We start from the raw sequence: 25,963 nt of genomic DNA on the forward strand, positions 1-25,963 counted from the left end.
CGTTCACCCCACCGTGCAGATCTGCACCCCCTGCTTCAGCGAGGCCAGCTTGTCCGCCCGCTTCGGAATGAACTCCTGCCCCAAATACCCCGCATACCCCGTCTCCTGAATCGCCTTGATGATCGCGGGGTAGTTCAGCTCCTGCGTCTCATCAATCTCCGCCCGCCCAGGCACCCCGCCCGTGTGATAATGCGCAAAGTACTCATGATCCCGCCGGATCGTCGCAATCACATCACCCTCCATGATCTGCATATGATAGATGTCATAGAGCAGCTTGAAGTGAGGCGATCCGATCTTCTTGCACAAGGCCACGCCCCAAGCGCTGTGGTCGCACATATAGTCCGGGTGGTTCACCTTGCTGTTTAAGAGTTCCATCACCAGCGTCACCCCCAGCTTCTCACACAGCGGCATCAGACGCTGCAGGCCCTTCGCGCAGTTCTCCAGTCCCTGCTCGTCGCTCATGCCATCACGGTTCCCGCTGAAGCAGATCACCTGCTTAAATCCCGCCTCCGCGCTCGTCTGCAGCAGCGGCTCATACGCCTGCACCAGCAGATCATGATGCTCCACACGGTTCCACCCCTTCGGGATCGGCCCCAGTTTCACGCCGCCCGGAGCTTCAATCGTCGGATAGCTCACCATCGCGCAGTGCAGCCCGTGCTTCTTCACCGTCGCAAAATCCTCCGGATTCAGCAGCTCCACCGACTCCAGCCCGATCTCCTTCGCCGCCACACAGAAATCCTCCAGCGGAATATCCTTGTAGCACCACTTGCACACCGAGTGCCTCACCTTGCCTGCACCAGCCGCTGCCTTGTCAGCCGCTTCAATCTGCGTCCGCAGCATCGCCGCGATGGCACCGACACTGGCAAGAGTTCCGAACTGGCGGCGGGAAAGCGTGGATGGATTCATAGGCGCAGCCTACACGGACACCGCGCAAGATTCCAAGCACAGAATCATAGCTCGTAGTTCGGGCTTTAGCCCGTTCTGGACTTTCCACCCCTCGCCTCCAATGTTTCCAAGGCGAGAACGGCATTTTCACGAAACGCAAGCGCCCACCCAGCTTACGTATTGTAGTACCGGCTTTAGCCGGAATCCGGAAGCGCATGCGGCCGCAAATGCGCACGCCCTGCGGCCTCTTATCGCCCGCCGCAACGACGTTCGATCTCCTTCAGCGAAATGCGTTTCACCTCACCATCGCGATAAGCACTCCACCGCTGTTCCAAAGTCTCTTGTTGCCACTTCGGTGTCTTCATGCCGTCATCCACACAGGAAAGCCACAGCTCATCAGCCAGCTGCATTCGCTTCCTTTTCGGCAGGCGGGCCAGATCGGGGAAATGATCGAGACTCATGGTGCCAGACTATGCCTCCACCATCTCCAAGCAAGCCCCTCCTACAGCCTCACCGGCACCCCACGCTCACCCAGATACTTCTTCACATCCCCCACGGTGTACTCACCAAAGTGGAAAATGCTCGCCGCCAGCACCGCATCGGCCTTCCCGTCTCTCAAGACATCCACCATGTGGTCAATGTTCCCTGCGCCACCGCTGGCGATCACCGGAATCGTCACCGCCTCGCTCACCGCTTTGGTCAGCCCGATGTCATAGCCATTCTTCGTGCCGTCCGAGTCCATGCTCGTCAGCAAAATCTCACCGGCACCGCGTCGGCACACTTCAGCCGCCCACTCCACCGCATCCAGCTCCGTCGCATTGCGGCCTCCATGCGTGTAAACCGTCCAGGAACCATTCGCATTCCTCTTCGCATCAATCGCCACCACCAGGCACTGGCAGCCAAACGCATTGGCCGCCTCATCAATCACCTGCGGGGTCTTCACCGCCGCTGTGTTGATGCCCACCTTGTCCGCACCCGCCAGCAGCATCTCGCGCATGTCCGCCACGGTGCGGATGCCTCCGCCCACGGTCAGCGGCATGAAGCAGCTGGCCGCTGTGCGTGCCACCACATCCACCATCGTCTTGCGCTCCTCATGGCTCGCCGTGATGTCCAGAAACACCAGCTCGTCCGCCCCCTGCGCATTGTACACCTGCGCGCACTCCACCGGATCGCCGGCATCACGCAGTTGCAGGAACTTCGTGCCTTTGACGACACGGCCTTCCTTCACGTCGAGACAGGGAATGATGCGCTTGGTCAGCATAATGAAAATGGGATACGCCGTAGAAATCAAAAAGGGAAAAAATCAGAGAACTTCTTCTCCGATTTTTTCTCCTCTTTCCCTTCTTTCGGCTCAGTCTCAGCCCAAAGCCGAAGCCACCATCGTTTCCAGTTTCACGATGTCCTTCGCGAAGTTGCGGATGCCCTCGGCGGTCTTTTCAGTCGCCATGGCGTCTTCGTTGAACAGCCAGCGGAAAGTCTTCTCGTCGCTGCCGATCTTTTCGATCTTCAGGGACTTCGCGTTCGCAGCATTGAGCTTCGGTGTGATGGCCTCTTCGCTTGCCGCCAGTTCACCCAGCAGGCCCGGGCTGATGGTCAGCAGGTCGCAGCCGGTGAGTTCAGTGATTTCACCCTTGTTGCGGAAGCTGGCGCCCATCACCTCGGTCTTGTAGCCGAAATGCTTGTAGTAGTTGTAGATCTGCGTCACGGACTGCACGCCCGGATCTTCCGCTCCTGCGAAGTCCTTGCCCGTGCTCTTCTTGTGCCAGTCAAGGATGCGGCCCACGAAAGGAGAGATCAGCTTGATCCCGCCCTCGGCGCAAACCACCGCCTGCGCGAGGCTGAAAAGCAGCGTCAGGTTGCAGTTGATGCCTTCCTTCTGCAGCACTTCCGCAGCCTTGATGCCTTCCCAGGTGGAGGCGATCTTGATCAGGATGCGCTCACGGCCGATGCCAGCCTTCTCATACATGCTGATCAAATGACGCGCCTTGTCGATGTTGGCCTGCGTGTCGAACGACAGGCGGGCGTCCACTTCCGTCGAAACACGACCCGGGACGATCTTCAGAATTTCAAGACCAAAGGCCACCACCAGGTTGTCCATCACAGCGTCCACGCCGCCGGATTTGCCATCAGCCACAGCTTTGTCGAACAGCGACTTGTACTCAGCCTTCTGCGAAGCCTGGAGGATGAGGGAAGGATTGGTCGTGGCGTCCTGAGGCTTGTAGGCCTTCATGGCTTCGAAGTCGCCGGTGTCGGCCACTACCACGGTGTGCTGCTTGAGCTGATCGAGCTGGGTCATAGTCTGGGGGTTTTGGGGGGATGAGAGTAAAGGCTGTGGCAGGTTAATCAAGCGCAAGGAACCGCACGCAGATGCTCCCCGGGACGTTCACCTTCGTGCCGGTGAAGGTGAGCTTTCCGCTGTCCTGATCCACCTTGAAAAGTGCTGCCGTCGCGCTGTCCTGATGCGCGGCGATCAGCCACTTGCCGGTCGGGTCCAGGCAGATGTTCCGGGGGATCTTGCCTTCCACAGGAACGTTTTGCAGCAGCGTCAGCTTCCCGGTGGCAGGGTCACAGGCAAACACGGCGATGGTGTCGTGCGTGCGGTTGGAAACATAGACCACGCGCCCATTCGGATGCGCCACCGACTCAGCCGTGCTCAGGCCCTTCATGCCACGGTCCGCTTCCGGCAGCGTGGAGACAGTTTCCACCTCGGTCAGCGCGCCCTTTTCCGCATCATAGGCAAACACCGTCTCAGACATCCCCATTTCGTTGTTCACAAAGACAAACTTCCCGCTCGGGTGAAACGCCAGGTGGCGCGGTCCGCCGCCTGCCGGTGTTTTGGCAAAGGGCGGGTCATTCGGCGTCAGCTTCCCGCTGGCCGTGTCCACCTTGTAGATCAGCACCTTGTCCAGCCCCAGGTCGCAGGCGAAGGCAAAGCGGTTGTCCGGGCTGAAGTTCACCGAGTGCGCATGCGGTCCCGCCTGACGCTTCGGGTCCGCGCCTGAGCCCTCATGCTGGAAAAAGCTCACTTCCGGAGAGACCGAGCCGTCCTCCTTGATCGCATAGGAGCTGATGCTCCCGCTGCCGTAGTTTGCGATCGTCGCCACCTTTCCTGTCTTGTCCACGCTCACATGGCATGGGCCCGCTCCAGTCGTCGCCGCCTGATTGATCAGTGTCAGCTTGCCGCTTTTTGAGTCGATCCCAAACGCGCTGATCCCCCCCGCCTTCTTGCCATCGGCCTTCGTCACGTCCCCGCAGGCATACAGATACTTCTTCGACGGGTGGATCGCCAGGAAGCCCGGGTTGCCTGCCTCCACAGCGAGTTGCGGCTCCGTCAGTTCTCCGGTCGCCGTGTTGAACCGGGACACATACACCCCCTTGCTCCCGTTCTTCGCATTGGTGTTCGTCCCAAAGTACACGAGGAAGTTTTCCCCGGCGATGGCGGTGGTGGTGAGGGCGGCAAAGGCAAAGGCGATGGAGGCTCGGGTCATGGTGCCCCGATGCTGACGGCGTGTGGCTGCCCGGTCAAGCCCTCACTGCGCCTGCTGCATGAACGGATTTCATCCCGTCAATTTGTTAGCTTGCTCCTTCATGATGACCGCGCATCTTCCGTGCCATGAAACCTTCCCTGTTTCTTCTCGCCGCCCTTTTGCTGATGCTCCCTGGCTGCAGCGGCTTCCAGCCCATCAAGTTGGAGCACGATACGGATAAAGAGAAGCCTCTCGACTACCGCGAAGGCGATTGGATTCCGAAGAACACCTAAAGTAGCCATTTCGCTCCGCGAGATGAACCGAGGGCTGCTTTAAGAGCCCGGGTTCTCGCTTTGAAGCGCCGGCCTCGGAGCGCGGAATTTATTCCGCAGCACTCCGCCACATGCCGAACCCCGCATTTCATGCTCCCTGCGCATCCGGGATAAGCATGACTACGCGAAGCTTTCCCTGCTCTTGCCCTCCCTCACCTCTCCGCTCGCGGGATCCTAAACCGCTCAATGCCCATAGGTCACCGCACCTCCGGCCAATTTAAAATTCTCAGTTTTCAGTTCCCAGTTTGCAATTCCCACACGCGCTGGCCACGCTCTCCGCTGCCTTGAACTAAGCGCCATTCGCATTACGCCCGCATTTGACCGCGCCCGCCGTCCTCGCCACGGTGTGCCCACCTATGCAACCCGCCTGGTTCCACGTCGAAAACGAAGCTGACATCCCATCGCCTGCGCTCCTCTTCTACCGCAAGCGCATCGAGCACAATCTGGCCCTCATGCTCCAGATCGCAGGCAATCCCAAACGCCTGCGCCCTCATGTGAAGACCCACAAGACGGCCGAGGTCATCGCCATGCAGATCCGTCTTGGCATCACCCAGTTCAAGACCTCCACCATCGCCGAGGCGGAAATGTGCGCCGCCGTGGGCGCCACGGACGTCCTCCTCGCCATGCCCTGCGTGGGCATCAATGCCCAGCGCCTCGGCGATCTCGCCGTCAAGTTCCCCGACACCCAGTTCTCCAGCATCGCCGACTCCGAAGAGGTCATCACCTTCCTCGCCTCCGCCGCCCAGCAGCACAATGTCACCCTCGGTGTTTACATCGAAATCGACTGCGGCATGGGCCGCACCGGCATCGTTCCCGGCGACGCGGCCGCCATTCTCGCCCATGTCATCAAGGACACCCCTCGTCTCCAGTTCCGCGGCATCCATTGCTATGACGGCCACATCCACGACGACAGTCTCGACGTCCGCCGCGAGCGCTGTGACGCCGCCTTTGAGTCCGTCCTCCAGTTCCGCTGCCGCCTCCAGGGGGAGGGCATCATCGTCAAAGAACTCGTCGCCGGCGGCTCCCCCACCTTCGGCATCCACGCCGGCTATGAAGACCGAACCCTCAGCCCCGGCACCACCGTCCTCTGGGACTTCGGCTACGGAGACAAATACCCCGCCGATCTCCCCTTCCTGCCCGCCGCCGTCCTTCTCGCCCGCGTCATCAGCAAGCCCGGCGTGAACCGCCTCACCCTCGACCTCGGCCACAAATCCGTCGCCCCCGAGAATCCCCACCCCCGCGTCCGCTTCGAAGAGCTCCCCGACGCCGTCGCAGTCATGCAGAGCGAGGAGCACCTCGTTCTCGAAACCGAGCGCGCCCACGAATTCACCATCGGCCAGGCCCTCCACGGTATCCCCCGCCACGTCTGCCCCACCGTCTCCATGCACGGCGAAGCCTACGTCATCGACGGCTTCAAAACCACCGAACGCTGGCCCATCACCGCCCGCAACCGGCTGATCACCGTTTGAGCCACGTGGCACTTTTTCGTTCGTGGGATGGGTGTGGCGACAGCCCGCCCGTCTCTGAACGCGTGATAAACACACGCCCGCTCCAGTAGTCCGGCCTCATGAATTGCATCGGCGGTTGAGACACCATCACACCGCGTACCAAGCGTGAAGTGGTCCGCACATTCCATGGGCGGTTTGGCACCCTTCAGCAAACGGCACCATCGAACCACTGACCAGCTCCCATTGATCGGGCCATCTCTAACTTGCCTTTCCCTTTCCGTGTATTCCGTGTATTCCGTGGTTCAATCTCATGCACCACTGGCTCCTCAAATCCGAACCCGACGTCTTCTCCTTCGACCACCTGAAGCAGCGCCCCAAGAAGACCGAGCCCTGGAACGGCGTGCGCAATTACCAGGTCCGCAACATGATGCGCGACCAGATGAATGTGGGAGACCTCGGCTTCTTCTACCACTCCAGCTGCGACGTCCCCGGCATCGCTGGCATCGTGAAGATCGTCAAGGAAGCCTATCCCGACCACACCCAGTTTGACCCCTCCTCCGAATACTTCGACAAGGGCAGCAAACGCGAGGACCCCCGCTGGCTCATGGTCGATGTGAAATGGGAGGCCGACTTCAAAACCTTCGTCACCCTCGACATGCTCCGCGCCGACCCCAAGCTCGCCGACATGCTCATCCTCCGCCGCGGCAACCGCCTCTCCATCACCCCCGTGGAAACCAAACACTGGGATCGTATCTGCAAACTCGGCGGCCTGTAGATCCTGGCCCCGCAGGTAGGGCGGGCTGTCCCCAGCCCGCCGTCGCCGGCCTGTCCTTCATGGCTCGACGCAGGAGGGCGGAGAAGGAAGCCCAAAGCATCCAATCAACCGACTCTCGTTTGAGCAAATGCCAGCCCTTTGGACTGCGGTTTCTGCTCAGTCGCGCATGCTATGCCGATCAGAGGACAAAGCTGACCGCTATGTGCGCTAGCTTTTCGTTGGCTCTACGATGTTCGGCCCTCTGTATTTCCTTGCAAGGATGCTCTCTCTTTCGCCACTCCACTCCGCCATACATCAGCCCCAAAGGGGCTGCGTAATATAGCCCAGGGTCAGCCGAGCTTGGCGAGGCGACCCTGGGTATGGAATGCCTATCCGGGAAGCAAACCCAGCACCCCGCCGCACAACTCGCCCACCAGCAGCGTTTGCAAGGAGCTCCGCCGCGCTCAGAGCGTGCCGCTAGCTCCAAAGCTCACGACCAACGCGCTTAACTGAGTGCCCTTCCTGCGAGCACCGCTACTTGTCCACCACCATCTCCATCACGCTCACCGTGCCGTAGCTGAAGCCCACACTCAGATTCGTCTTCGCGCGCGCAATCGACGCGTGCTCATACGTCTTCGTAAAATCCCCGATCTTCACCGTGGCCTTGCTGCCGCGCAGCTCCACACGGATCTTCGTCCACGCATCCGCCTTCAGCACTACCGCCGCCTCATTCCCCAGCGAGATCGACTTATGGTCCTTCTCCTCCGGTGGAAAAGCTCGCACACCCATGCCGGACTGGCTGAACACCAGACGAAACACATGCCCCTCCGCACCATTGGCCGTGAAGACAATCGTCTTTTTCGCCGCATCCGGCTTCACCGCGAAGTGGATGGCCGCGTCCGTGTAGGCCAGATCATAAAACAGGATCGGCCCATGATCCTTGTTCTTCTTGAACAGCGCATCATCCTGCGTGCACGTGGCGCAGCCTTCCGCAAACTTCCACTCACCTCGCGAGGCACGGCGGGTTTCAAAGTTCGGCAGCAGAAACTCATCCTTCAGCAGCGGAGCATCTGCCGCGAAGGATGCAGTGGCGAGGAAAAGAAACAGGGCGGTCTTCATGGCAGTGTCTTGGCGATCTTATTAAAACCTTCGCGCACCGTGCCATCGGCGCTGATGAGCGGCTGCGGATGCTCCACCCGTCCCAGCTCACGCACGCCCGGCGCATCCTTCGTCTTGTCACCCAGGTCCGCCTTCATCGTCTCCGCCTGCTTCTCCAGCCGCGCCACGATGTCGGCATGCTCAGCCGCCACATTCTTCGCCTCGCCGATGTCCTCATCGAGATTGTACAGCTCCTTTTTGCCCAGGTGCAGCTTCCACGCTCCGCTGCGCACCGCCTGCAGGTTGAAGCCCGCATAGTAATAAAACACATCATGCCCGCTCGCACCCTTCTGGCCCAGCAGCACGGGCGAGATGTCCTTGCCGTCCAGCGTCAGCTCTCCCACGCTCTTGCATCGCGCCAGCGTTCCAAAAGTCGGCAGCCAGTCCATGTGCGCCGTAATCTCATTCGTCTTCGAACCCGCGGCGATCTTCCCCGGCCACCACGCAATCGTGCACACGCGAATCCCACCTTCCAGCGTGCTCCCTTTGCTGCCACGCAGCGGCGTGTTGTCCGCGCCCTGATTGAGCGGCCCGCCATTGTCGCTCGTGAAAATCACCAGCGTATTCGAGTCCAGCTTCAGCTCACGCAGCGTGTCCAGCACCTGCCCCACCGACCAATCCACCTCCATCGCCCAGTCCTTCTGCAGACTGATCCCCGATTTGCCCGTGAAATCCTGATGCGGGTAGTGCGGGAAGTGCACCGCGTTGTGCGGCAGATAAAGGAAGAACGGCTGCTTCTGATTCTGCCGGATGAACTTCACCGCCCGCTCCGTGTAGCGCCGCGTAAAAGTATGGTGCTGCTCCGCTTTCACGCGTTCCACCACGTTGTGGTCTTCCACCAGCGGCAGCGGCGGCTGCGCATTCCCTTTCAGTCCGGTTTCAGGCTCCGCATCCCCCTTGCCAGCACTCGCTTTGCCTTTGCCCTTGGCAGGCCCCTTGGGCAACGGCTGGTCCGGATTGCTCTTCGACCCCTCAGCCACCGGCCCCATGTCATTCGAGTACGGGATGCCAAAGTAATGTTCAAAACCCTGACTGGTCGGCAGAAACTCCGGCTGGTCACCCAGATGCCATTTGCCGATGCAGGCCGTCGCATAACCACCCGCCTTCAACACCTCCGCCACCGTGATCGCATTCGGGTTCAACCCCACCGCCGCCGCCGGAAACAGCACCCCGGGAATCGGCAGCACTCTCTTCGGATAACATCCCGTCATCATTGCCGCACGCGAAGGCGAGCACACTGGCGCCGCATAATGACTAGTGAGCTTCATCCCCTCCTTCGCCATCCGGTCCAAATTCGGTGTCGAAATCTTGGCCCCAAACGGACCAATGTCCGCATACCCAAGATCATCAATGTTGATGAGCACGATGTTCGGCGTCGCCGCAAACGACGAATGCAAAACAATGAATGACGAAAGAAGCAACAGCAGCGGTTTCATAAGTTGTCAGCAGGGGATGAAAAGAAAGTTCAGGTCTGGAGATGATGCACTGCCTCTTCACTTCTTGGCAGCTTTGCCACCCTGAGGATCCACCAGTTCGGGCGCATACATCACATTCCCTTGGGGAATCTCCGGCGTCTTCCCGCTCGCAGGATACGTCGTCTTCACGATGCCATGCAGCTGCTCAGCCAGCTTCGCCTGCACTTCCGCCTGCTCAGGTTTCTCCGCCAGATTGGTCAGCTCCTTGGGGTCGTTGGAATGATCGTAGAGCTCCTTGCCTGCGGCTCCTTCATTCCATTCGATGTAGCGCCAGCGGTCCGTGCGCAGCGCATAACCAAAGATCCTCTTCCCATCATCGCCCTTCGCCGCACTGGCCCCCATACGCTTGAAGCCCCCCCCGCGCACCACCTGGCTCAGCACCCAGCCGCGACCTTTGACCGTCGGGTCCTTCAGCATCGGCACCAGGCTCTGCCCCTGAAGATTCGCGGGAGCTTTGACATCACACAGCTCCGCAAGCGTTGGGTAGAGATCAATCAAGCCCACGGGCGAATGGGCCACCACACCCTTCTTGGCCCCAGGCCCGGCAACGATTAGCGGCACACGCGCGCTCTCCTCAAAGAGGCTCTGCTTCTGCCACAGCCCGTGCTCTCCCAGATGGTACCCATGGTCGCTGGTGAATACGACGATCGTGTTTTCCGCCAGTCCCAGACGGTCCAGCGCATCCAGCACCTTGCCCGCCTGCGCATCCATGAAGCTGATCGCTGAAAAATACGCCTGCACCGCCTGACGCCGCAGGTCATCCGTCAGCTTGTCCTGCTCCTTCTTGTAGCTCCCGAGCGCAGGCGCGGGCAGATCCGCCTGATCTTCCTTCACCCCTTGCACCACTGGCATCTCCGCCTCCGGGTAGCCCTTGAACCACTTCTCCGGCGACACATACGGCGTGTGCGGACGGAAGAACCCCAGCGCGAGAAAGAACGGCCGGTCCTTTTCCTTCGCACAGCGCTCCAGCACCCACTCCGCATCCTTCGCTTGAAGTCCATCCGTGTGCTTCTCATCCGGCCGCGGCGAGGCATACCAGCTCAGCGTGCCACCAAAGTTCCCGGGCAGCAGCGAAAAAATATCCGGATGTTCCAGGAGGCGATCGCAGCCCGCAGGGTTGAGCTCAAGCTCCCACGAAGTCGGATCGTCATGACCGTTCGTACCAATCGAGTTCGGCACTCCATAGTGATAAAGTTTTCCGATGCGCGCGGCGAAGTAACCCTCCCGGCGAAAAGCCTGCGGCAGACTCACCGCGTTCGGGATCGTCTGGCGGAAAAGCTGGGAGTTGGTCAGGATCCCCGTGCTGTTCGGGTAAAGACCCGTCAGTATCGAATTCCGGCTCGGGCCACAGAGCGGAAACTGGCAGTTCGCATTCTGAAATCGCACCCCTCGTGCCGCCAGCTTGTCCAGATTCGGCGTTTTGACCAGCGGGTGCCCATAGCACCCCAGGCTGTTGTTCAGGTCGTCCGCCATCATGAACAGCACATTCGGCCGTGGCGCGGCGTGAAGCTGTGAAAAGACGATAAGTGCGGCGGTGGCGAGAAAGGTTGGGAGTCTCATGCGGCCGGGGGAAACGCCCGGGAAAGACGCATCTTGCCAAACACCAGAAATGTTGCGGCACCCATCCTGAATTTTAAATGAGGCTAAGCAGTGGGTTAGGTAATGCGATCACCGCGGGATTTGATGGACATCAACGGCCTGCGGGTCTCAAACGATGTCACCGCTTGGCTGCCTTCTGCCGGGTTACGACCTTCTAAGTGATCATAACTTGCCTTGGATTGCTGACAGTAGGTTCATTGTACACGATGCAATGAAGTGTGTGCACAGTGTCGCCACAAAAAGGCGAATTCAGCGGTCAAAACTCAGGCCGAGCTTCCGCTAAAGAAACAGTCTCTAAAAAAATAAAGATAAAAGCATCATAAAACTAAAGGTTTGGCCTAGCTTAAACCTAAGGACCACTTTGGGCTTGTTCCAAAGAACGCAGTTCATTCAAGCTGATCGGTCTAACACAACCTGTCTGATCATTTGTGCGGTGCCTTGCACCGTTCAAAAACCGCCCAACCCAATCTGTCTCATCCCCTGCATGAAGGCCACTCATCAGCTGCTTAGCGTCCCCGCGTGGTGCCGTCTCGCTGCTTTCACTCTCTTGCTGTGTCAGTTGGAATCCACGCAGGCAGCCTCGTTCTACTGGGACACGGACACCACCACGGCTGGCAACAACGCGAATGGCACCGGCCTCGGCGGCACCGGTGCATGGGATCTGACGACCTCAAACTGGTGGAATGGTGCAGCACTCGGCCTCTGGCCCAACACCAGCGCGGACACGGCCATCTTCAGCGCACCCGTGACGCTGCTGCCCACGTTGAGCACAGTGACCCTCAGCCCCGGAATCATCGCCGGTCAGTTGTCCTTCCTTCGCAGCGGTTACACACTCACCGGCGGCAGTCTCACTCTGGCAGGTGGCTCGCCCACCTTGAGAGCGGCCTTGGGAGAAAGCGCCACCATCAACACTCAGATTCTCGGCACGGGAGGACTTACGATGTTGGGAGGAGGCACCATCCGCCTCGGCAACAACGCCAACGCCTGCACAGGCACCACCACCATCAGCAACGGTTCGCTTGTCATCACCGGTCAAGGCGCACTCGGCACGGACCTTTCGGCCATTGTTGTCACGGGCTTCAATCCGGTGATCGCCTCCACCAATTTGCGCGGCTTTGGCGGCGGTTCGTTGGTGCTGGACGGCGGCGCCGGCGGCATCACCATCACACGCGATTTGTTGCTGCAGGGGCAGGGGCCCATCTCCGACCGTGGTGCCGCTCTCATCAGCACCGGCGTCAACACGCTCTCGGGCTCAGTCACCATGGGCGCCCCCTATGTCACCACCAACCTCAGCACCCGCATTATCTCCGCGGATGGCGTCCTCAATTTCACTGGCTCCCTGAACGTGCTCGGTACTGCCGCGACGACCATCAGTTCCCTCGGCGGCACCAATCAGGCCGGTGCCAGTTTTTACAACATCTCCGGCGTGCTCACGGGCTCGGGAACTCTTGAAGGCAGTGGCGGTGGTACACTCTACCTCCATCCCACCGACTCTTCCGGCTTCTCCGGCACCATCCGCGTCAGCGGCAGCGCTGCCAGCGGCCAGAGCGAGGTCCGCATCGACTCATCCAATGCCCTCGGCACTCGCACCGCCGGCACCACCAGCGCGGTGCTCGACTTGAATGGCGGCGTCCTCGCCGTGCTCATGGACTCTCCGGATGTCAAAGTCTCGAACGGCACCAACGCCAATGTCTATTTCCGTGCCGCCAGCACCATTTTTGCAGACCACGCGCCGAACAGTTCGGCCAAAGATCAGACGGTTTCTTTCGGCAACTTGTCCTATGAAGACGGCATCACGCTCACCTTCAACAGCCGCAACGGCTACGGCATGAGCTTCACCACCGCACCGGTCAATGGTGGCAACGGCGATACCACAATGACCAACAATCTCCAAGGTGGCGCGCTGCTCACCTTCACCGGAAATTTCTGGAGCAACACCGAGAACACCGGCAACCGCACCATGACCATCAGCGGCAATGGCAACACCCTGATCAATGGCAACGTCAATGGCGCCTCCGCCGGTTTCGCGCACAACCTCACCAAGTCCGGCTCGGGCACCCTCACCATCACCGGCACAGCCTCGACTCTCGACGGCGCCGTAAGCGTGAGCGGTGGCACGCTGGCCGTCAGCGACTGGCGCGCCATCAACAACAACACCGGCACCATCAACATCGGCACCTCCACCACCTCGGCGACTTTGAGCGTCGTCGGCAACAATGTCCTTCAGGCCAATCTCACCACCAGCAAGGTCATCAATCTCGCCGGCACAACCGGTGGCGCCACCATCCTCGCCAGTCAGACCGGCACCAGCCCCGGCCTCATTCTCAATGCGGACTTCGCAGCCACGGGTGGCACCTCGGCCAATGCGAAGACCTTGACCCTGGGCGGCACCAGCATAGCACAGAATACCATCAATGGCATCATCTCCAACAACGATGCAGGCGGTCTCGTGAATCTCACCAAGGTGGACGCAGGAACCTGGGTTCTCGCCGGCGCCAATGCGTTCACCGGCGCCACCACCATCACCAACGGGATCTTGAAGCTCAAGGCCAACGCCGCCGTTTCGACCATCATCGCCGACACCTCCGCGATCACCTTCAATCAGGTCAACCAATACGCAGGCGGCACCCTGGAGTTTGTCGGACAGGCCAGTGCCAGCAACGTGGAGACCCTGGGTGTGCTGACCCCCGCTTTCGGCTCAGGCACCATCAAGCTCACTCCCGGCAGCGGTGGCACCGCCTCGCTGGTCTTTGCTTCGCTCGGCACGGTGGGCGGCGGCAGCACCGTAAACATCGTGGCTCCCACCAGCAGTGACACCGTCTCGTTTGCCTCCACCAGCATCACCGGCAACATCGCCAATGCAGGACTCTTCTACAACGGTTCAGACTTCGCCTTCGTCCCCGGTGCCGGGCTGGCCGTGCGTGCGCCCAATTATTCCAGCGACGCAGATTTCGCCACCAGTGCCACCGCGCTGACCTCGGCCCAAAGCAATGAAATCACCGGCAGCTTCAGCAATGCAGCCGTCACCATCGACTCACTGAAGATCAATGGAGCCCAGGCCCTCAACATGACCGGCCTTCTCACCATTCGTACGGCTGGCACCACAAACGCTTCCGGCGGCATCATCCAGACGGGCGGCTCCGGCTCCATCTCCGGCACCGGCGTTACCACCGGCGGCAGCGGAGCGCTGGTCATCAATGTGGACGGCGGCGCAAACACTCTGACTCTCAATGCGCCCATCACCAGCACCACGACCGGGGGCTTCACCAAGGTCGGCGCGGGCACGCTGGTCATCGCTGGATTAAACGCGCAAACCGGCGTCAACTCGATCAACGAAGGCACCGTTCAGCTTGCCACTGGAGGCCGCTTGAGCGCGGGCGGCTCCACCGCAACTCTCTCTATCCGCCAGGGCGCCATTTTGGATCTGAACGGAGTGAATGTCTCCATCGGCATCGATGACTTCAATAACAACGGCACCGTCTCCAACACCAATGCTGCAGCAGTGACCCTCACCATCGGCAACAGCAACGGCGTCGGCACCTCCTTCGGCATCATCGATCAGACCAACGGCGTCATCAATCTCACCAAGCTCGGCACCGGCGCGATGTCATTCAACGGCCTCAGCACCTACACCGGCATCACCACCATCAGCTCCACCGGCATCCTCACTGTGAACAATGTGGCGGACGGCGGGTTCGCCAGCGGCATCGGCGCAGCCAGCAATGCGGCGGGCAATCTTATCTTCACCGGTACCAGCGCTACTCAGGCCTATGGCGGTCTCAGCTTCGCTGGCACCACCAATGATTCCACCGATCGTCTCTTCACCTTCAACGGCGGTGCTAGTGGCGGCGCACGCATTCAGGCCAATGGCGTCAACGGAGCCACGCTGAGTTTCACCAATACAGGTGCCTTGGCTTTCGGCGCTGCCGCCACTGGCAATGCCCAGGGCCTCGTCTTGGGCGGCGCTTCCACCGGTGACAACCGCTTCGCCCCCATCATCAATGACAACGGTGCAGCCCTGACTTCGCTCTACAAGGCGGATGCCGGTGTCTGGATTCTGGGAGCTGTAAACAACTACTCAGGCGCTACCACCATCACCGGCGGCCTTCTTTATGCCAACGACGGCACAAGTCTCCCCACAGCCTCCAATCTCGTGCTGAACGGCGGTTCTCTCGCCACCACCGGAGCTTTCGTCCGCACCCTCGGCACCGGTGCCGGTCAGGTGCAGTTCGTGGGCACGGTTGCCAGCGGTTTTTCTGCGGGCGCTGCCCCGCTCACTGTGGACCTCGGCAGCAATCCCATCTGGGGCAGCACGGCCGGCTTCCTGGATGGCGGTGCCTTGCTCTTCAATGCCATCTCACAAACCGTGAACGGCATCGCCTTGTCCGACGTGACCATGCTCAACGGATTTCAAATCACCAAAGGCACCTCCATCTCCGGCCTGTCTCTCACCACCACCGCCGGCAGCGCCACCGTGAATCTCGCCTCCGGCACCACCGCCGGACTCACCGCCGGCCAGACGATTTCCGGCAACGCCGCCATCCCCGCCGGTACGACGATTGCCAACATCATCAGCGCCACTCAGTTCACCCTCAGCAGCGGCACAGGAGTGCTTGCCGCGACCGGTGTTTCCACCAGCGTTTCTGGCGACGGCTACCGTCAGGTCAATGTGGGCGACTTCACCACCAGCGGCTCAGACTTCGCCACCATCAGCGGCGTCATCTCCGGTGCTGGCAATCTGGCCAAGGAAGGTGCGGGCATCCTCAATCTGCGCGGCGCCAACACCTACACCGGCCAGACCCTGGTTCGGCAGGGCACCCTGGCCGTGGAGACTCTGGGCAGCAGCGCCACGCCAGGCAGCTCCAGCGTCGGCGATTCCACTCTCGGCAACACCAGCGCAGGGGCCATTCTCCTCGGCAACGGTACCACCACGGGCGGCATTCTGGAGTATGTCGGCCTCGGTGAAACCAGCGACCGCTACATCCGCCTCAACACCACCACCGCCAGCAATCAAATCCATGCCGATGGCGTGGGCCCTTTGATTCTCACCAATGTGGCCAACGACCTCGTGCTTGGAAGCAAGGTCCTCCTCCTGCGTGGCGTCAATGCCTCCGGCAACATGATCACCAGCGTGTTGTCCGACAACGGCGGAACCCTCGGCATTCAGGTGGACAGCTCCGCCATGTGGATCCTCACCAACAGCTCCAACAACTACACCGGCACCACCACCTTCACCGCCGGCTCCCTCGGCATCGGCGATGACAACGCTCTTGGCACCAGCACTCTCGACTGGAGCAACGGCACCTTGTTCTCCTACGGCGCAGACCGCACCATCAGCAACGCCGTCCGTCTCATCAACAACACCACCACCGCCTTCGCGGGCGACTACAGCCTCACCACCACCAGCGTCTTCCAGTTGCTCCAGTCCGCGAACAACTCCGGCCTCAACAACAACGTCGCCAGCGACAAGGCCCTCACCTTTGCCGGACTCACCTCCGACCTCATGACCGCCAATCGCTCCTGGACCGTTGACGGCTCGGGCACGACGATCATCAACGGCTCTTTTACCACCTCCACCGCCTTCGGCGTCGTGCTCACCAAGACCGGTGACGGCCTCCTCCAGCTCAATGGCACCGGCTCCACCTACAACAAAAACAGCGCCCTCACGGACATCGATCGCGGCACCCTCCGCATGGGGGCGGACAACGCCATTCCCTCCGGCGCTGGATTCGGCGGCGTGGCCCTCAGTCCCGAACTCGCCAATGGCGACACCGCCACCTTCGATCTCAATGGCACCTCCCAGAACATCAATGGTCTCACCGCCAGCACGGATGGCACCGCAGTCATCGACAACACTTCTTCCACGGCCGCCTCCCTCACCTTTGGTGCCGCCGACTCAGCGGTCAGTTACGGCGGCGGTGTCGGCACCTACGCCATCCAAAACAGCGGCGGCGGTGCTCTCTCCATCACCAAGACCGGCACTGCTGCGGCGGTCATATCCAGCGGAGTCACGCTGACCTACACCGGCACCACGAACGTGAACGGCGGTTCGCTGACCATCGGCTCATCGCTCAATGGCACCACCGGTCTCAGCGTCACAAACGGCTCCACACTCACTCTTACCGGCGGCATCGCCGCCCCCGCTGCCGTCACCAGTGTGGTCGTTGCCAGCGCTTCCACGCTCAGTCTTCTCAACGGGGCAGGGGACAGGCTCAATCAGCTCACCATCCTCTCCCTCGGTTCCACTGGCGGAACCATGACCACCCTGAATTTGAATGTCGGTGACGGCGGCATTTCGGGAGACAACGCCACCACCGACCTTCTCGGACTTCTCGCAGGCGGCACCCTGCAGCTCTTTGCGGGAAATCAGATCAAGCTGAACCTCAGCGACACCGGCCTCAACGCATCCCAAACCTACAACCTCATCTCCTCCGCAGACGGCGGTCTCATCACCGGCCCCCTTGGCGCGGGTGATTGGATCCTCGGTTCCACCCCGGGTGGTTTCAGCTCCATCACCATCCATCAAACGGACAACCTCATCTCCATCACCACCGGCACCCTCATCACCGGCACCTCCTACTGGCGCGGATTGACGGACACCACCTGGAACGGCAACGTCAACAACTGGTCCCAGGATAAAGCAGGCGCCATCGCGGCGCTCTCCACTCCGGGCCAGGGCACCGATGTCATCTTTCAGTGGAATGCGCCCACCATCGCGGCCGTCTCCACCACCTTGGAGCAAAGCTTCAAGATCAACTCCCTCACCTTCGAGGCCGCCACCATTGGCGCAAACACACCGACATCCGTCACCATCGCCTCCGGCATCGATCCTTCCTTCCGCCTCAGCATCGCCCCGCAGGTCGCCACCGATGGCATCAAGATCACCGCCGGCGGTCCGGCCACGGTGAATATCACCGCTCCCCTTCGCATCGTTTCGGATCAGACTTGGAGTGTGGCGGACGCAGGCTCCGTCCTCTCCCTCGGACCCCTGTTCGGAGAGGCCGATGTCATCAAAAGCGGCGCGGGCAAAGTGACCCTCACCGCCGCAGCCGATCTCACCTTCAACACCACTGTCACCTCGGATTTCACCATCAACGCAGGCGCGTTGGAAATCCTCACCGCCACCGCTTTGGGCAGCACTGCCAACAGCAACCTCGCCACCATCACCGTCAACACCGGCAGTGCCTTCTACTACAATGGTGCTGCCAATTCTGCGGCTACAGGCGTCGCCAACAAGCTCACTCTGACCGGCGGCACTCTCTCCGCAGGCGGCAATGCCGGAAACAATTACTACACCGGCACCGTGAATGTCAGCGCGGGTTCATTCATCAACATGCGCGGCTCCAATTCCGCCGTGCTCACCGCTACTCAGGGGAATGTGGTTCTCAGCGGCGTCGTCAGCGGCGCTGGCAGTCTCACCGTGGACTCCATCAGCACGCTTTCGAGTGGCAACCAGCTGACCGGCACCCTCTACTTCCAGGCGGACAACAGCGGCTGGTCCGGCGGCATCAATCTCATTCGCGGCACCGTTCAGACCCAGACCGTCACCGGCCTCGGCACCGGAGACATCACCGCCAGCGCCGGCCGCATTCAGTTCGTCACCACCGGCGGCACCACTTACAACCTCAGCCAGAACATCACCGTGGATGGCCTCGGGGGCATTCTGGAATTGAGTGCAGACGCCTCAGGTACACCCGTGAGCGACATGACCGTCAACCTCAGCGGCATCATCACCATCGGCAGCGCTGCCAATGCAAACAACGCCCTCCGCATCAGCCAGGCCTCGGACAACTTCAGCATCATCAACATCACCAATTCCATCGTCCTCGGCAACAACGCCAGTCTCAGTTACCAAGGCTCGTCCGTCCGGCCCTTGATCATTTCCGCCGTCATCTCCGATGGTGGTTTGGGCCGCAGCCTTGCCATCAATGACGAGCTCGGCGCCTGGGCTGTCACCAGCCAGACCATACGCCTCCTCGGAGCCAACACCTTTGGCGGTGACATCTCGCTCAAGGAGGGCACTCTTGAATACAACACCGTCACCAACAGTGGTGGCGCCGCCAGCAGCCTCGGCCAGGGCTCGGCCATCAACATCACCGGCACATCCATCCTGCGTTTCATGGGTGACACCAGTCAGTCCACCAACAGGGCGCTCACCTCCACGGCCAGCTTCACCTTGGATGCCAGCGGCACTTCGGGGTCCATCATCACCTATGCCGGCGCCATCTCTCAGGGTGTCGACAACAGCCTCACTCTCACAGGCACCGGAGAAGGCGTCATCAGCGGCGGCATCTCCCAGCCCACCGGAACTTCCGTGGCCGATCTCAATGTGAATTCCGGCACCTGGACCCTCCGCGACAACACAGTCACCATCGCCGATGATGTGATCGTCACAGGTGCCTCCACCGTCCTGAACCTCAACACCACCGGTATCCTTCTGGCCTCCAACCCTGCGGGAACCAGCAGCGGTCTCTACGCCCGCACCGGTGCCATCATCAATCTCAACGCGGATGATGTGAATGGCGTCGCCAACAGCGGCGGTCTCGACTTCATCATTATCGGCGACTCTGGCGGCCCTCAGACCGCCATCCTCAACACCAACACCTTCAACATCACCACCCTGCGTTTCGACGTCGGTCAGCGCGATGTCGGCTTGGTTGGCCAGATCGACGGCACCGGTACGGTCACGGTGACCGGTGGCGACATCAATCTCTACACTGGCACCATCAACGCCAACCTTGCCAGCAACGGCACTAACGCATTGGAAAAATTCGGCCTCGGTACCATCACCCTCAAAGGAGACAACAGCGGCCTCACCTCCACCGGCAACAGCATCCTCTACGAAGGCACTCTGGTGCTCGATTACACCGTCAGCAACACCACCAAGCTCCGCACCGGCTCCGCTCTTGAAATACTCGGCGGCAATCTCGTCCTCACCGGCAGCGCCACCTCCGCTACCAGCCAGACCGTGGCCAGCACCACTCTGGACGGCAGCTCTTCCAGCGACAACAGCGGTGCCAGCACCATCACGCTCAATCCGGGAGCCGGGCAGGAAATAGTGCTAAACCTGGGGGCCATCACCCGCACATCCACCAACCGGGACGGCACCATCCGCTTCATTCTGCCTTCCGGCACACAGAGCGCCACCCATGGCTTCACCACCTCCACGCTCAACGGCACGCAGGGTCTCCTCGGCACCAGTGCTTTCGCCACCGTGGATGATGGCACCGGCGTCTGGTTCGCCACCAACGCCACCAACCTCGCCGGTGGGAACATCGTCGCTCTCGTCTCCACCGTTAAAAACGATGTCTCCACCTGGGCCGTCGCTGATCACATCACCGACGACACCACCGGCTTCACCGGCACGCTTCAGGGCCTGAACATCAACAGCCTTCGTTTCAATGCCGTGACGGGTTCAGATTTGATCATCGCTCAAACAGGCGTTCTCAGCGTCGCCAGCGGCGGCATTCTTGTCACCAGCAACGTCGGCGGCACTCCCAGCATCCAGGGCGGCACTCTCGCTTCGGGCGTCACCGAACTCATCATCACTCAAGACAGCGCCCAGACCTTCACCATCAGTTCGGACATCCGCATCAACCATGCAGTGACCAAGTCCGGCACGGGCACCCTCCTCCTCACCGGCAACAACGTTTACACCGACGAAACGGAAATCCTGCAGGGCACCCTTCAGGTCTTCGGCGGCAATGCCATCGGTGACAGCTCCATCGTCTCTCTCAGTGCCTATCAGGACACCACCTTGCAGCTGTTCGCTGACGAGACCATCGGCCGGCTCTCCGGTGGCCAGCGCGCCACCAATTCTGACAACGGCACCGTCGCCGTCGGCACCCACACCCTCACCATCAACGAAGTCTCCAGCACCACCTATGCAGGCTTCTTCACCGGCACCGGCGGCATCATCAAGCAGAGCGTGGGCAATCTCAATCTGACCAACCTCAGCACAGGATTCACCGGCATCTTCACCGTGGCAGGCGGTACCCTCCAGCTCAGCGGCAGCGGTCAGCTCAACGCCTCCACCATCCGCATCAGCAAGGATGGTGCCCTGCTCATCGACAACAACGGTACCACCCGCTCCGGCACCCGCATTCTCGACAACGTCACCGTCACACTCGACTCCGCAAACGGCACCTTCAGCGGCCAGACCATTGTGCGTGGCCTCGCCATCCGCACCGATCAGGGCGCGACCACCAGCGAGACAATCGGCAGCCTGAATTTTGCCTCGGGCGCAAACTATCTCAGCGGTGAAACGACCAACTCCACCGGCACGGCCCTCTCCGCGATCATTGCGGATGATTTCATCCGTCTGAACAATTCTACGGTCAATGTCCGCGGCCGTTCACTGGGGCTTACGACAGGCAGTCGCAATCAGTTCCTCATCGGTACCGCTGCAAACCAAACCGCTTTCATCGCCACCATGGTCGGTGGCGGTGGCCTCGCCGGCAGCACCAGCATCAGCATCGTGCCCTGGGCTGTGGGTGAGACCACCAGCGGCGCTCTCACCGCCGGCAACATGGGCAACTCCCTCGTCACCTACGTCAGCGGGGCTGGCTTCCGCCCCCTCGATCTCACCACCGAGTACAAAACTCTCGCTCTCGCTGGCGCGACTGACAATGCCCGCGAATCGCTCTCCGCTGACCTCACCGGACTTGGCGGCAAGACGATCAATTCTCTGGTCCTGAACAACGCCGCCACACCGGCTCTCAGCGTCACCGGCTCCGGCGCAGGCCAGTCGCTCGGAGTCACCAGCGGCGCGCTGCTCTTCACCGTCACCGGCGCGGTGACAAACACCGCCTACACCACCACCCTCGGCGGCTTCGACAATGGCATCACCGTGGGAAGCACCAACGAGTACGTCATCAGCGTCATCAATCCAAACTCCTCCAACAGTTTGACCACCGGCTCCACCACCTTTGGGAGTTCGATCGTCACCGTGGCCAGCACCGCAGGCTTGCAGGCGGGGATGCCGGTTTTCGGCGCGGGCATCGCATTGGGGGCCACCGTCCTGAGCGTGACAGATGCCACCCACTTCGTCATGAGCCTGCCGTCCATTTTGACCGCCAGCAGCCAGACCTATCAATACGCCACCCTTGAAAACCTCACGGCCAGCATCAGCTCCTCGCTGACCTCCACGGCGGACATCACCAAATCCGGCCGCGGCACCTTGATCCTCAGCGGCGTCAACACCGCCGGTGGTGGCACCAGGAAGACCACCCTCAATGAAGGCATTCTCGAAATCGCCTCTCTCGGTAACATCGGCGGCACCACAGGTTCACTGGTCTTCGCCGGTGGCTCGCTTCGCCTCGGTGCCGGATTCACGGATGACATTTCATTGCGCACGATCCTCTTCCTCCAGGGCGGTGCCACCATTGACACCAATGGCAACGATCTCGCGCTCGCCCGCTCGGTCGGCTCCGGCGTCGGCGGACTGACCAAGACCGGTCTTGGCAAGCTGACCCTGAACGCCGCCGCCACATACACCGGAGCCACCACGATTGCCGGCGGCACGCTCACTCTCGGGGCGGACAATGCCACCGGTGTCGGCGGTGATCTCAACATCGGAGCCGGTGCCACTCTGGACATGGTCATCTACAACATCACCGCCGGTCTCGTGTCCATCTATGGCGACAGCCCGGCCATTCTCGGTTCAGGTTCCATCACGGCCAGCGCCGGCTTCTACTTTGGAAGCACCAGCAACATCGGTGTGGACACCGTGCTGGCTGGCGCTGGCGGTCTGCTGAAAACACAGGCCAGCACGCTCACCCTTTCAGGCTTGAGCACCTTCACCGGCCCTGTCGAAGTTCAGGCCGGCACTCTCAGCTTTAACTCCATCACCAGCGTGGGCGGTGGTGCTAGCTCACTGGGCAGTGCTTCCACGGCTCAAAACGGCGTCATTCACATGGGGCTTGGCTCGACTGCCACCACGCTGATCTACACCGGCGGCGGCAGCATCAGTGATCGCACCATCGGCATGCAGGGCACCACCGGCGCGGTTACTCTGGATGCCTCAGGCTCCGGCGCGCTGGTGCTCGGCGGCGTCCATTTTGAAACGGCAGGCAACAAAACGCTCACCCTGAAGGGACTCTCCGATCCTCTTCTGGCCAACACTCTGGGCAGCATCAATGAATACGGCCTTGGCGTCCTGACCTTGGTCAAGTCAGACACAAACACCTGGGTCATCAGCGGCACCAGCTCTTACTCCGGCGCCACCAGCATCAACGACGGCACCCTCCGTTTCACCGCAGACCAAAACCTTGCGGGTGCGCTGAACTTTGGCACGGCCAATTCCATCACCACCGCAGGCACGCTCGATCTCTCCACCGCCAGCGCCTCCTTCGCTGGAAACCTTCTCGTGCAGACGAACACGGCGCTCGAAACCAATCAAATCCTCATCGGGGCAGGGGAGACCCTCACCATTGGCGGTACAGTGACACTGGGCGGTACAGCCACCAACTCAACGACCCTCTTCTCCGCCTCTGGTGCGGGCACCTTCAATGTCATCAACACCACCGGCACAGGCCTGACCTTCCTCGTGGGCAACAACGGCTCCACCAACACCACCACCGCCGACTTCAGTGCGCTGGCCGCCCTGAATGTCTCCCTCAATACCACCAGCGGCATTCTTCAGGTCAGCAGTTCCACGGGAACCAACAGCACGGGATTCGCCACTCTGATCCTGGCGCAAAACACCACCATCACCGCCAGCGCTCTCACCGTCGGCGGCGGCGGTGCCTACAATGGCAACGCCGGGCAGATCAACTCGCTGAAACTCGGCACCGGCACCAACGTCATCAATGTCGATGCCATCAACATCGGTACCGGCTCGCGTGATTTGGGTTCCATCACATTCCTGAATTCCAATGGCACGTTTGCCGTTCGCGCTGCCGATGGCATTGCCGCCGCCGCCTTCAACATGGGTGCTGGTACCAGCGTCACCGCTGCGCTGCTGCCTGTGGGCAATCGGAACACCTTTGATGTCTCCGGTCATACGGTGGATCTTCTCTTTGGCGCTGTGTCCATTGGCACGCAAAACACCAGAACCGGACCCATGGAAAACCTCTTTGTCTTCGACACCGGCACCCTGACCACCGGCAATCTCACCATGGGCTCCAAGACGGCCGCTGGCAACAGCACCAACGTCATGAATCTCGGCGGTGGCGTTGTGACCATCGGTTCCGGCACCGGCAACGCCGCCACTCTCGCCAGCAACACCAGCACCGGAGCCGTAAGCTCCACCATCAACGTCACAGGCGGCACAGTCACCATCGGCTCTGGCGCAGGTCAGGCGCTCATCCTGGGCAACAGCAACACCAACGCCACCGGTTCCACCACCACCGCTCTCAATGTCTCAGGTGGCTCGGTCACTCTGGCCACCACCGGCACCACTGCCGTCACCATGGCCACCGCCAATGCTGGCAGTGCCACCGCCGCCATCTCCATCACCGGCGGCACTCTCACCGTTCAGGGAGACATCCTGCGTGGCACCGGCTCAGGCATCCGCAACGCCACCCTCACCCTCAATGGCGGCACGCTCGACATGACCGGCAAATCCATCGGCGCTTCGGCCAATGCCATCACCTTCAATGCCCAGTCCGGCACTCTGACAAATCTCGCTGAATTCAATGGCGGTGGCGCCTTCACCAAGACCACCACCGGCACCCTTTACATGGATGGCGTGAACTCCTACACCGGCACCACCACGGTCACCGACGGCACCCTCCAGTTCCTCCGTGAGACAGCTCTTTACAACAACACCTCCTCAAGCTGGACTGCCGCCAACATTACGGTCAGCAGTGCTGCCACCGCCGCCTTCAACGTCGGCGGCACCGGCGAGTTCACCGCTTCAGACGTGGACATCCTCAAGACCCTCGGCACCTCCACCGGCGGCTTCACCAATGGCTCTTTCATGGGCCTCGACACCACCAACGCCTCCGGCGGCAGCTTCACCTATGACGGCAGCATCGCCGACACCAACAGCGGTGCAAACAGCGTGGGCCTCAAAAAACTGGGTGCCAACACCCTCGTTCTCACCCAGACCAGCACCTACTCCGGCACCACCTCCGTCGCCGCAGGCACCTTGCAGGTGGGCGATGGCTCCAGCGGCGCGCTCACCGGCTCCGGCATCGTCACCGTCAGCACCGCCGCCACACTCTCCGGCTCCGGCAGCATCGCCGGCGCCACCGTCATCACCAGCGGTGCCGTCCTCGCCCCCGGCGTGGGTGCCACGAGCACCAGCAATCAAACCCTCACCTTCACCGCAGCTGCCACGGCGGTGAACGTCAATGATGGCGGCCAGATCCAGCTCAGCCTCACCTCCAGTTCCCAAGTCGATTCAGCCTTTGATCTCTCGGGCAGCGCTCTCAACTACTTGGACACCCACGGCGGTGCCACCGGCACCGCCTACACCACCATCTGGAACCAGTCAGGAAATTACGACAGCATCAGATTGACCAACGGCACCTTCACTCTGGGCACCACCGCAGGCGGCACCCTCAAGCTCCTCAACAACAGCGCCACCCTCGGGGCTGGCAGCATCTTCAAACTCCTCGACTGGACCACCGTGGGCACGGCAGATTCACTCGCCGGCTCCGGCACCTTCACCCTGGCAGATTTGGATCTCTCCAGCCTCGCTCTCGGCTCCGGCCTCTCCTGGGACACCAGCGCCCTCACCACCTACGGCGTCATCGTCGTCGTCCCCGAACCCTCCCGGCTCCTCCTTCTCCTCCTCGGCCTCTCCGCTTTCACACTCCGTCGCCGCCGTACAGTGATTTGATCCTACGGCATACAGCCTCCCATATGGACTGCGGTTGCGCAGCGAGGAACGAGCGCA

General features: G+C 61.1%; 12 protein-coding genes. 4 read left to right on the forward strand and 8 right to left on the reverse strand.

The genetic code is table 11. From position 1 onward, the window contains the following. Positions 1-3 precede the first annotated feature (3 nt). From AC24GY_RS06610 to AC24GY_RS06630, 5 genes are all read right to left on the reverse strand, one after another. Positions 4-906 carry a hydroxypyruvate isomerase family protein gene (locus AC24GY_RS06610; RefSeq protein ID WP_487681352.1) on the reverse strand — a complete coding sequence of 301 codons (903 nt, stop codon included), beginning with the start codon at positions 904-906 and terminating at the stop codon, positions 4-6. Positions 907-1,133: 227 nt separating this feature from the next. After that, on the reverse strand, positions 1,134-1,346 hold the full coding sequence (locus AC24GY_RS06615; protein ID WP_487681354.1) for an addiction module protein: 213 nt from the start codon (positions 1,344-1,346) through the stop codon (positions 1,134-1,136). A gap of 41 nt (positions 1,347-1,387) precedes the next feature. After that, positions 1,388-2,146 (reverse strand): imidazole glycerol phosphate synthase subunit HisF, encoded by a 759-nt coding sequence (gene hisF / locus AC24GY_RS06620; protein WP_487681356.1) that lies wholly within the window; start codon positions 2,144-2,146, stop codon positions 1,388-1,390. Between the two features lie 96 nt (positions 2,147-2,242). Further along, on the reverse strand, positions 2,243-3,181 hold the full coding sequence (gene tal / locus AC24GY_RS06625; RefSeq protein ID WP_487681358.1) for a transaldolase: 939 nt from the start codon (positions 3,179-3,181) through the stop codon (positions 2,243-2,245). A gap of 43 nt (positions 3,182-3,224) precedes the next feature. Further along, positions 3,225-4,373, reverse strand: a complete 1,149-nt coding sequence (locus AC24GY_RS06630) for a lactonase family protein (protein ID WP_487681360.1) — start codon at positions 4,371-4,373, stop codon at positions 3,225-3,227. Positions 4,374-4,498: 125 nt separating this feature from the next. Between AC24GY_RS06630 and AC24GY_RS06635 the strand changes: the two genes are divergently transcribed. From AC24GY_RS06635 to AC24GY_RS06645, 3 genes are all read left to right on the forward strand, one after another. Beyond that, complete coding sequence (locus AC24GY_RS06635) at positions 4,499-4,645, forward strand: hypothetical protein (protein ID WP_422321394.1); 147 nt, start codon at positions 4,499-4,501, stop codon at positions 4,643-4,645. A gap of 395 nt (positions 4,646-5,040) precedes the next feature. Further along, the gene (locus AC24GY_RS06640; RefSeq protein ID WP_487681362.1) at positions 5,041-6,153 is read left to right on the forward strand and encodes a D-TA family PLP-dependent enzyme; all 1,113 of its coding nucleotides are present in this window, start codon (positions 5,041-5,043) and stop codon (positions 6,151-6,153) included. A 289-nt stretch (positions 6,154-6,442) separates the two neighbouring features. Continuing rightward, positions 6,443-6,907, forward strand: a complete 465-nt coding sequence (locus AC24GY_RS06645) for an EVE domain-containing protein (protein WP_487681364.1) — start codon at positions 6,443-6,445, stop codon at positions 6,905-6,907. 513 nt (positions 6,908-7,420) lie between these two features. Here AC24GY_RS06645 and AC24GY_RS06650 read toward each other — a convergent pair. Genes AC24GY_RS06650 through AC24GY_RS06660 form a run of 3 tightly spaced genes read right to left on the reverse strand, consistent with a single transcriptional unit; the run spans position 7,421 to position 11,079 of the window. Beyond that, entirely contained in the window at positions 7,421-8,005 is a 585-nt protein-coding gene (locus AC24GY_RS06650; protein ID WP_487681366.1) for a hypothetical protein, read from the reverse strand. Beyond that, positions 8,002-9,480 carry a sulfatase family protein gene (locus AC24GY_RS06655; RefSeq protein WP_487681368.1) on the reverse strand — a complete coding sequence of 493 codons (1,479 nt, stop codon included), beginning with the start codon at positions 9,478-9,480 and terminating at the stop codon, positions 8,002-8,004. The genes AC24GY_RS06650 and AC24GY_RS06655 overlap by 4 nt, the downstream gene beginning before the upstream one ends. Positions 9,481-9,537: 57 nt before the next feature. After that, complete coding sequence (locus tag AC24GY_RS06660; RefSeq protein ID WP_487681370.1) at positions 9,538-11,079, reverse strand: sulfatase; 1,542 nt, start codon at positions 11,077-11,079, stop codon at positions 9,538-9,540. Between the two features lie 523 nt (positions 11,080-11,602). On the opposite strand from AC24GY_RS06660, the gene AC24GY_RS06665 reads away from it, so the two are divergent. Continuing rightward, positions 11,603-25,906, forward strand: a complete 14,304-nt coding sequence (locus AC24GY_RS06665) for a beta strand repeat-containing protein (RefSeq protein ID WP_487681372.1) — start codon at positions 11,603-11,605, stop codon at positions 25,904-25,906. Positions 25,907-25,963 lie beyond the last annotated feature (57 nt).

Source organism: Prosthecobacter sp. Pr1 (genome assembly GCF_057652315.1).

Bases quoted from the DNA above. Each gene is read 5' to 3' on its own strand.
- hisF (WP_487681356.1), bottom strand. From the start codon at position 2,146: ATGCTGACCAAGCGCATCATTCCCTGTCTCGACGTGAAGGAAGGCCGT.
- AC24GY_RS06650 (WP_487681366.1), bottom strand. From the start codon at position 8,005: ATGAAGACCGCCCTGTTTCTTTTCCTCGCCACTGCATCCTTCGCGGCA.
- AC24GY_RS06635 (WP_422321394.1), top strand. From the start codon at position 4,499: ATGAAACCTTCCCTGTTTCTTCTCGCCGCCCTTTTGCTGATGCTCCCT.
- AC24GY_RS06645 (WP_487681364.1), top strand. From the start codon at position 6,443: ATGCACCACTGGCTCCTCAAATCCGAACCCGACGTCTTCTCCTTCGAC.
- AC24GY_RS06640 (WP_487681362.1), top strand. From the start codon at position 5,041: ATGCAACCCGCCTGGTTCCACGTCGAAAACGAAGCTGACATCCCATCG.
- AC24GY_RS06660 (WP_487681370.1), bottom strand. From the start codon at position 11,079: ATGAGACTCCCAACCTTTCTCGCCACCGCCGCACTTATCGTCTTTTCA.
- AC24GY_RS06665 (WP_487681372.1), top strand. From the start codon at position 11,603: ATGAAGGCCACTCATCAGCTGCTTAGCGTCCCCGCGTGGTGCCGTCTC.
- tal (WP_487681358.1), bottom strand. From the start codon at position 3,181: ATGACCCAGCTCGATCAGCTCAAGCAGCACACCGTGGTAGTGGCCGAC.
- AC24GY_RS06610 (WP_487681352.1), bottom strand. From the start codon at position 906: ATGAATCCATCCACGCTTTCCCGCCGCCAGTTCGGAACTCTTGCCAGT.
- AC24GY_RS06615 (WP_487681354.1), bottom strand. From the start codon at position 1,346: ATGAGTCTCGATCATTTCCCCGATCTGGCCCGCCTGCCGAAAAGGAAG.
- AC24GY_RS06655 (WP_487681368.1), bottom strand. From the start codon at position 9,480: ATGAAACCGCTGCTGTTGCTTCTTTCGTCATTCATTGTTTTGCATTCG.
- AC24GY_RS06630 (WP_487681360.1), bottom strand. From the start codon at position 4,373: ATGACCCGAGCCTCCATCGCCTTTGCCTTTGCCGCCCTCACCACCACC.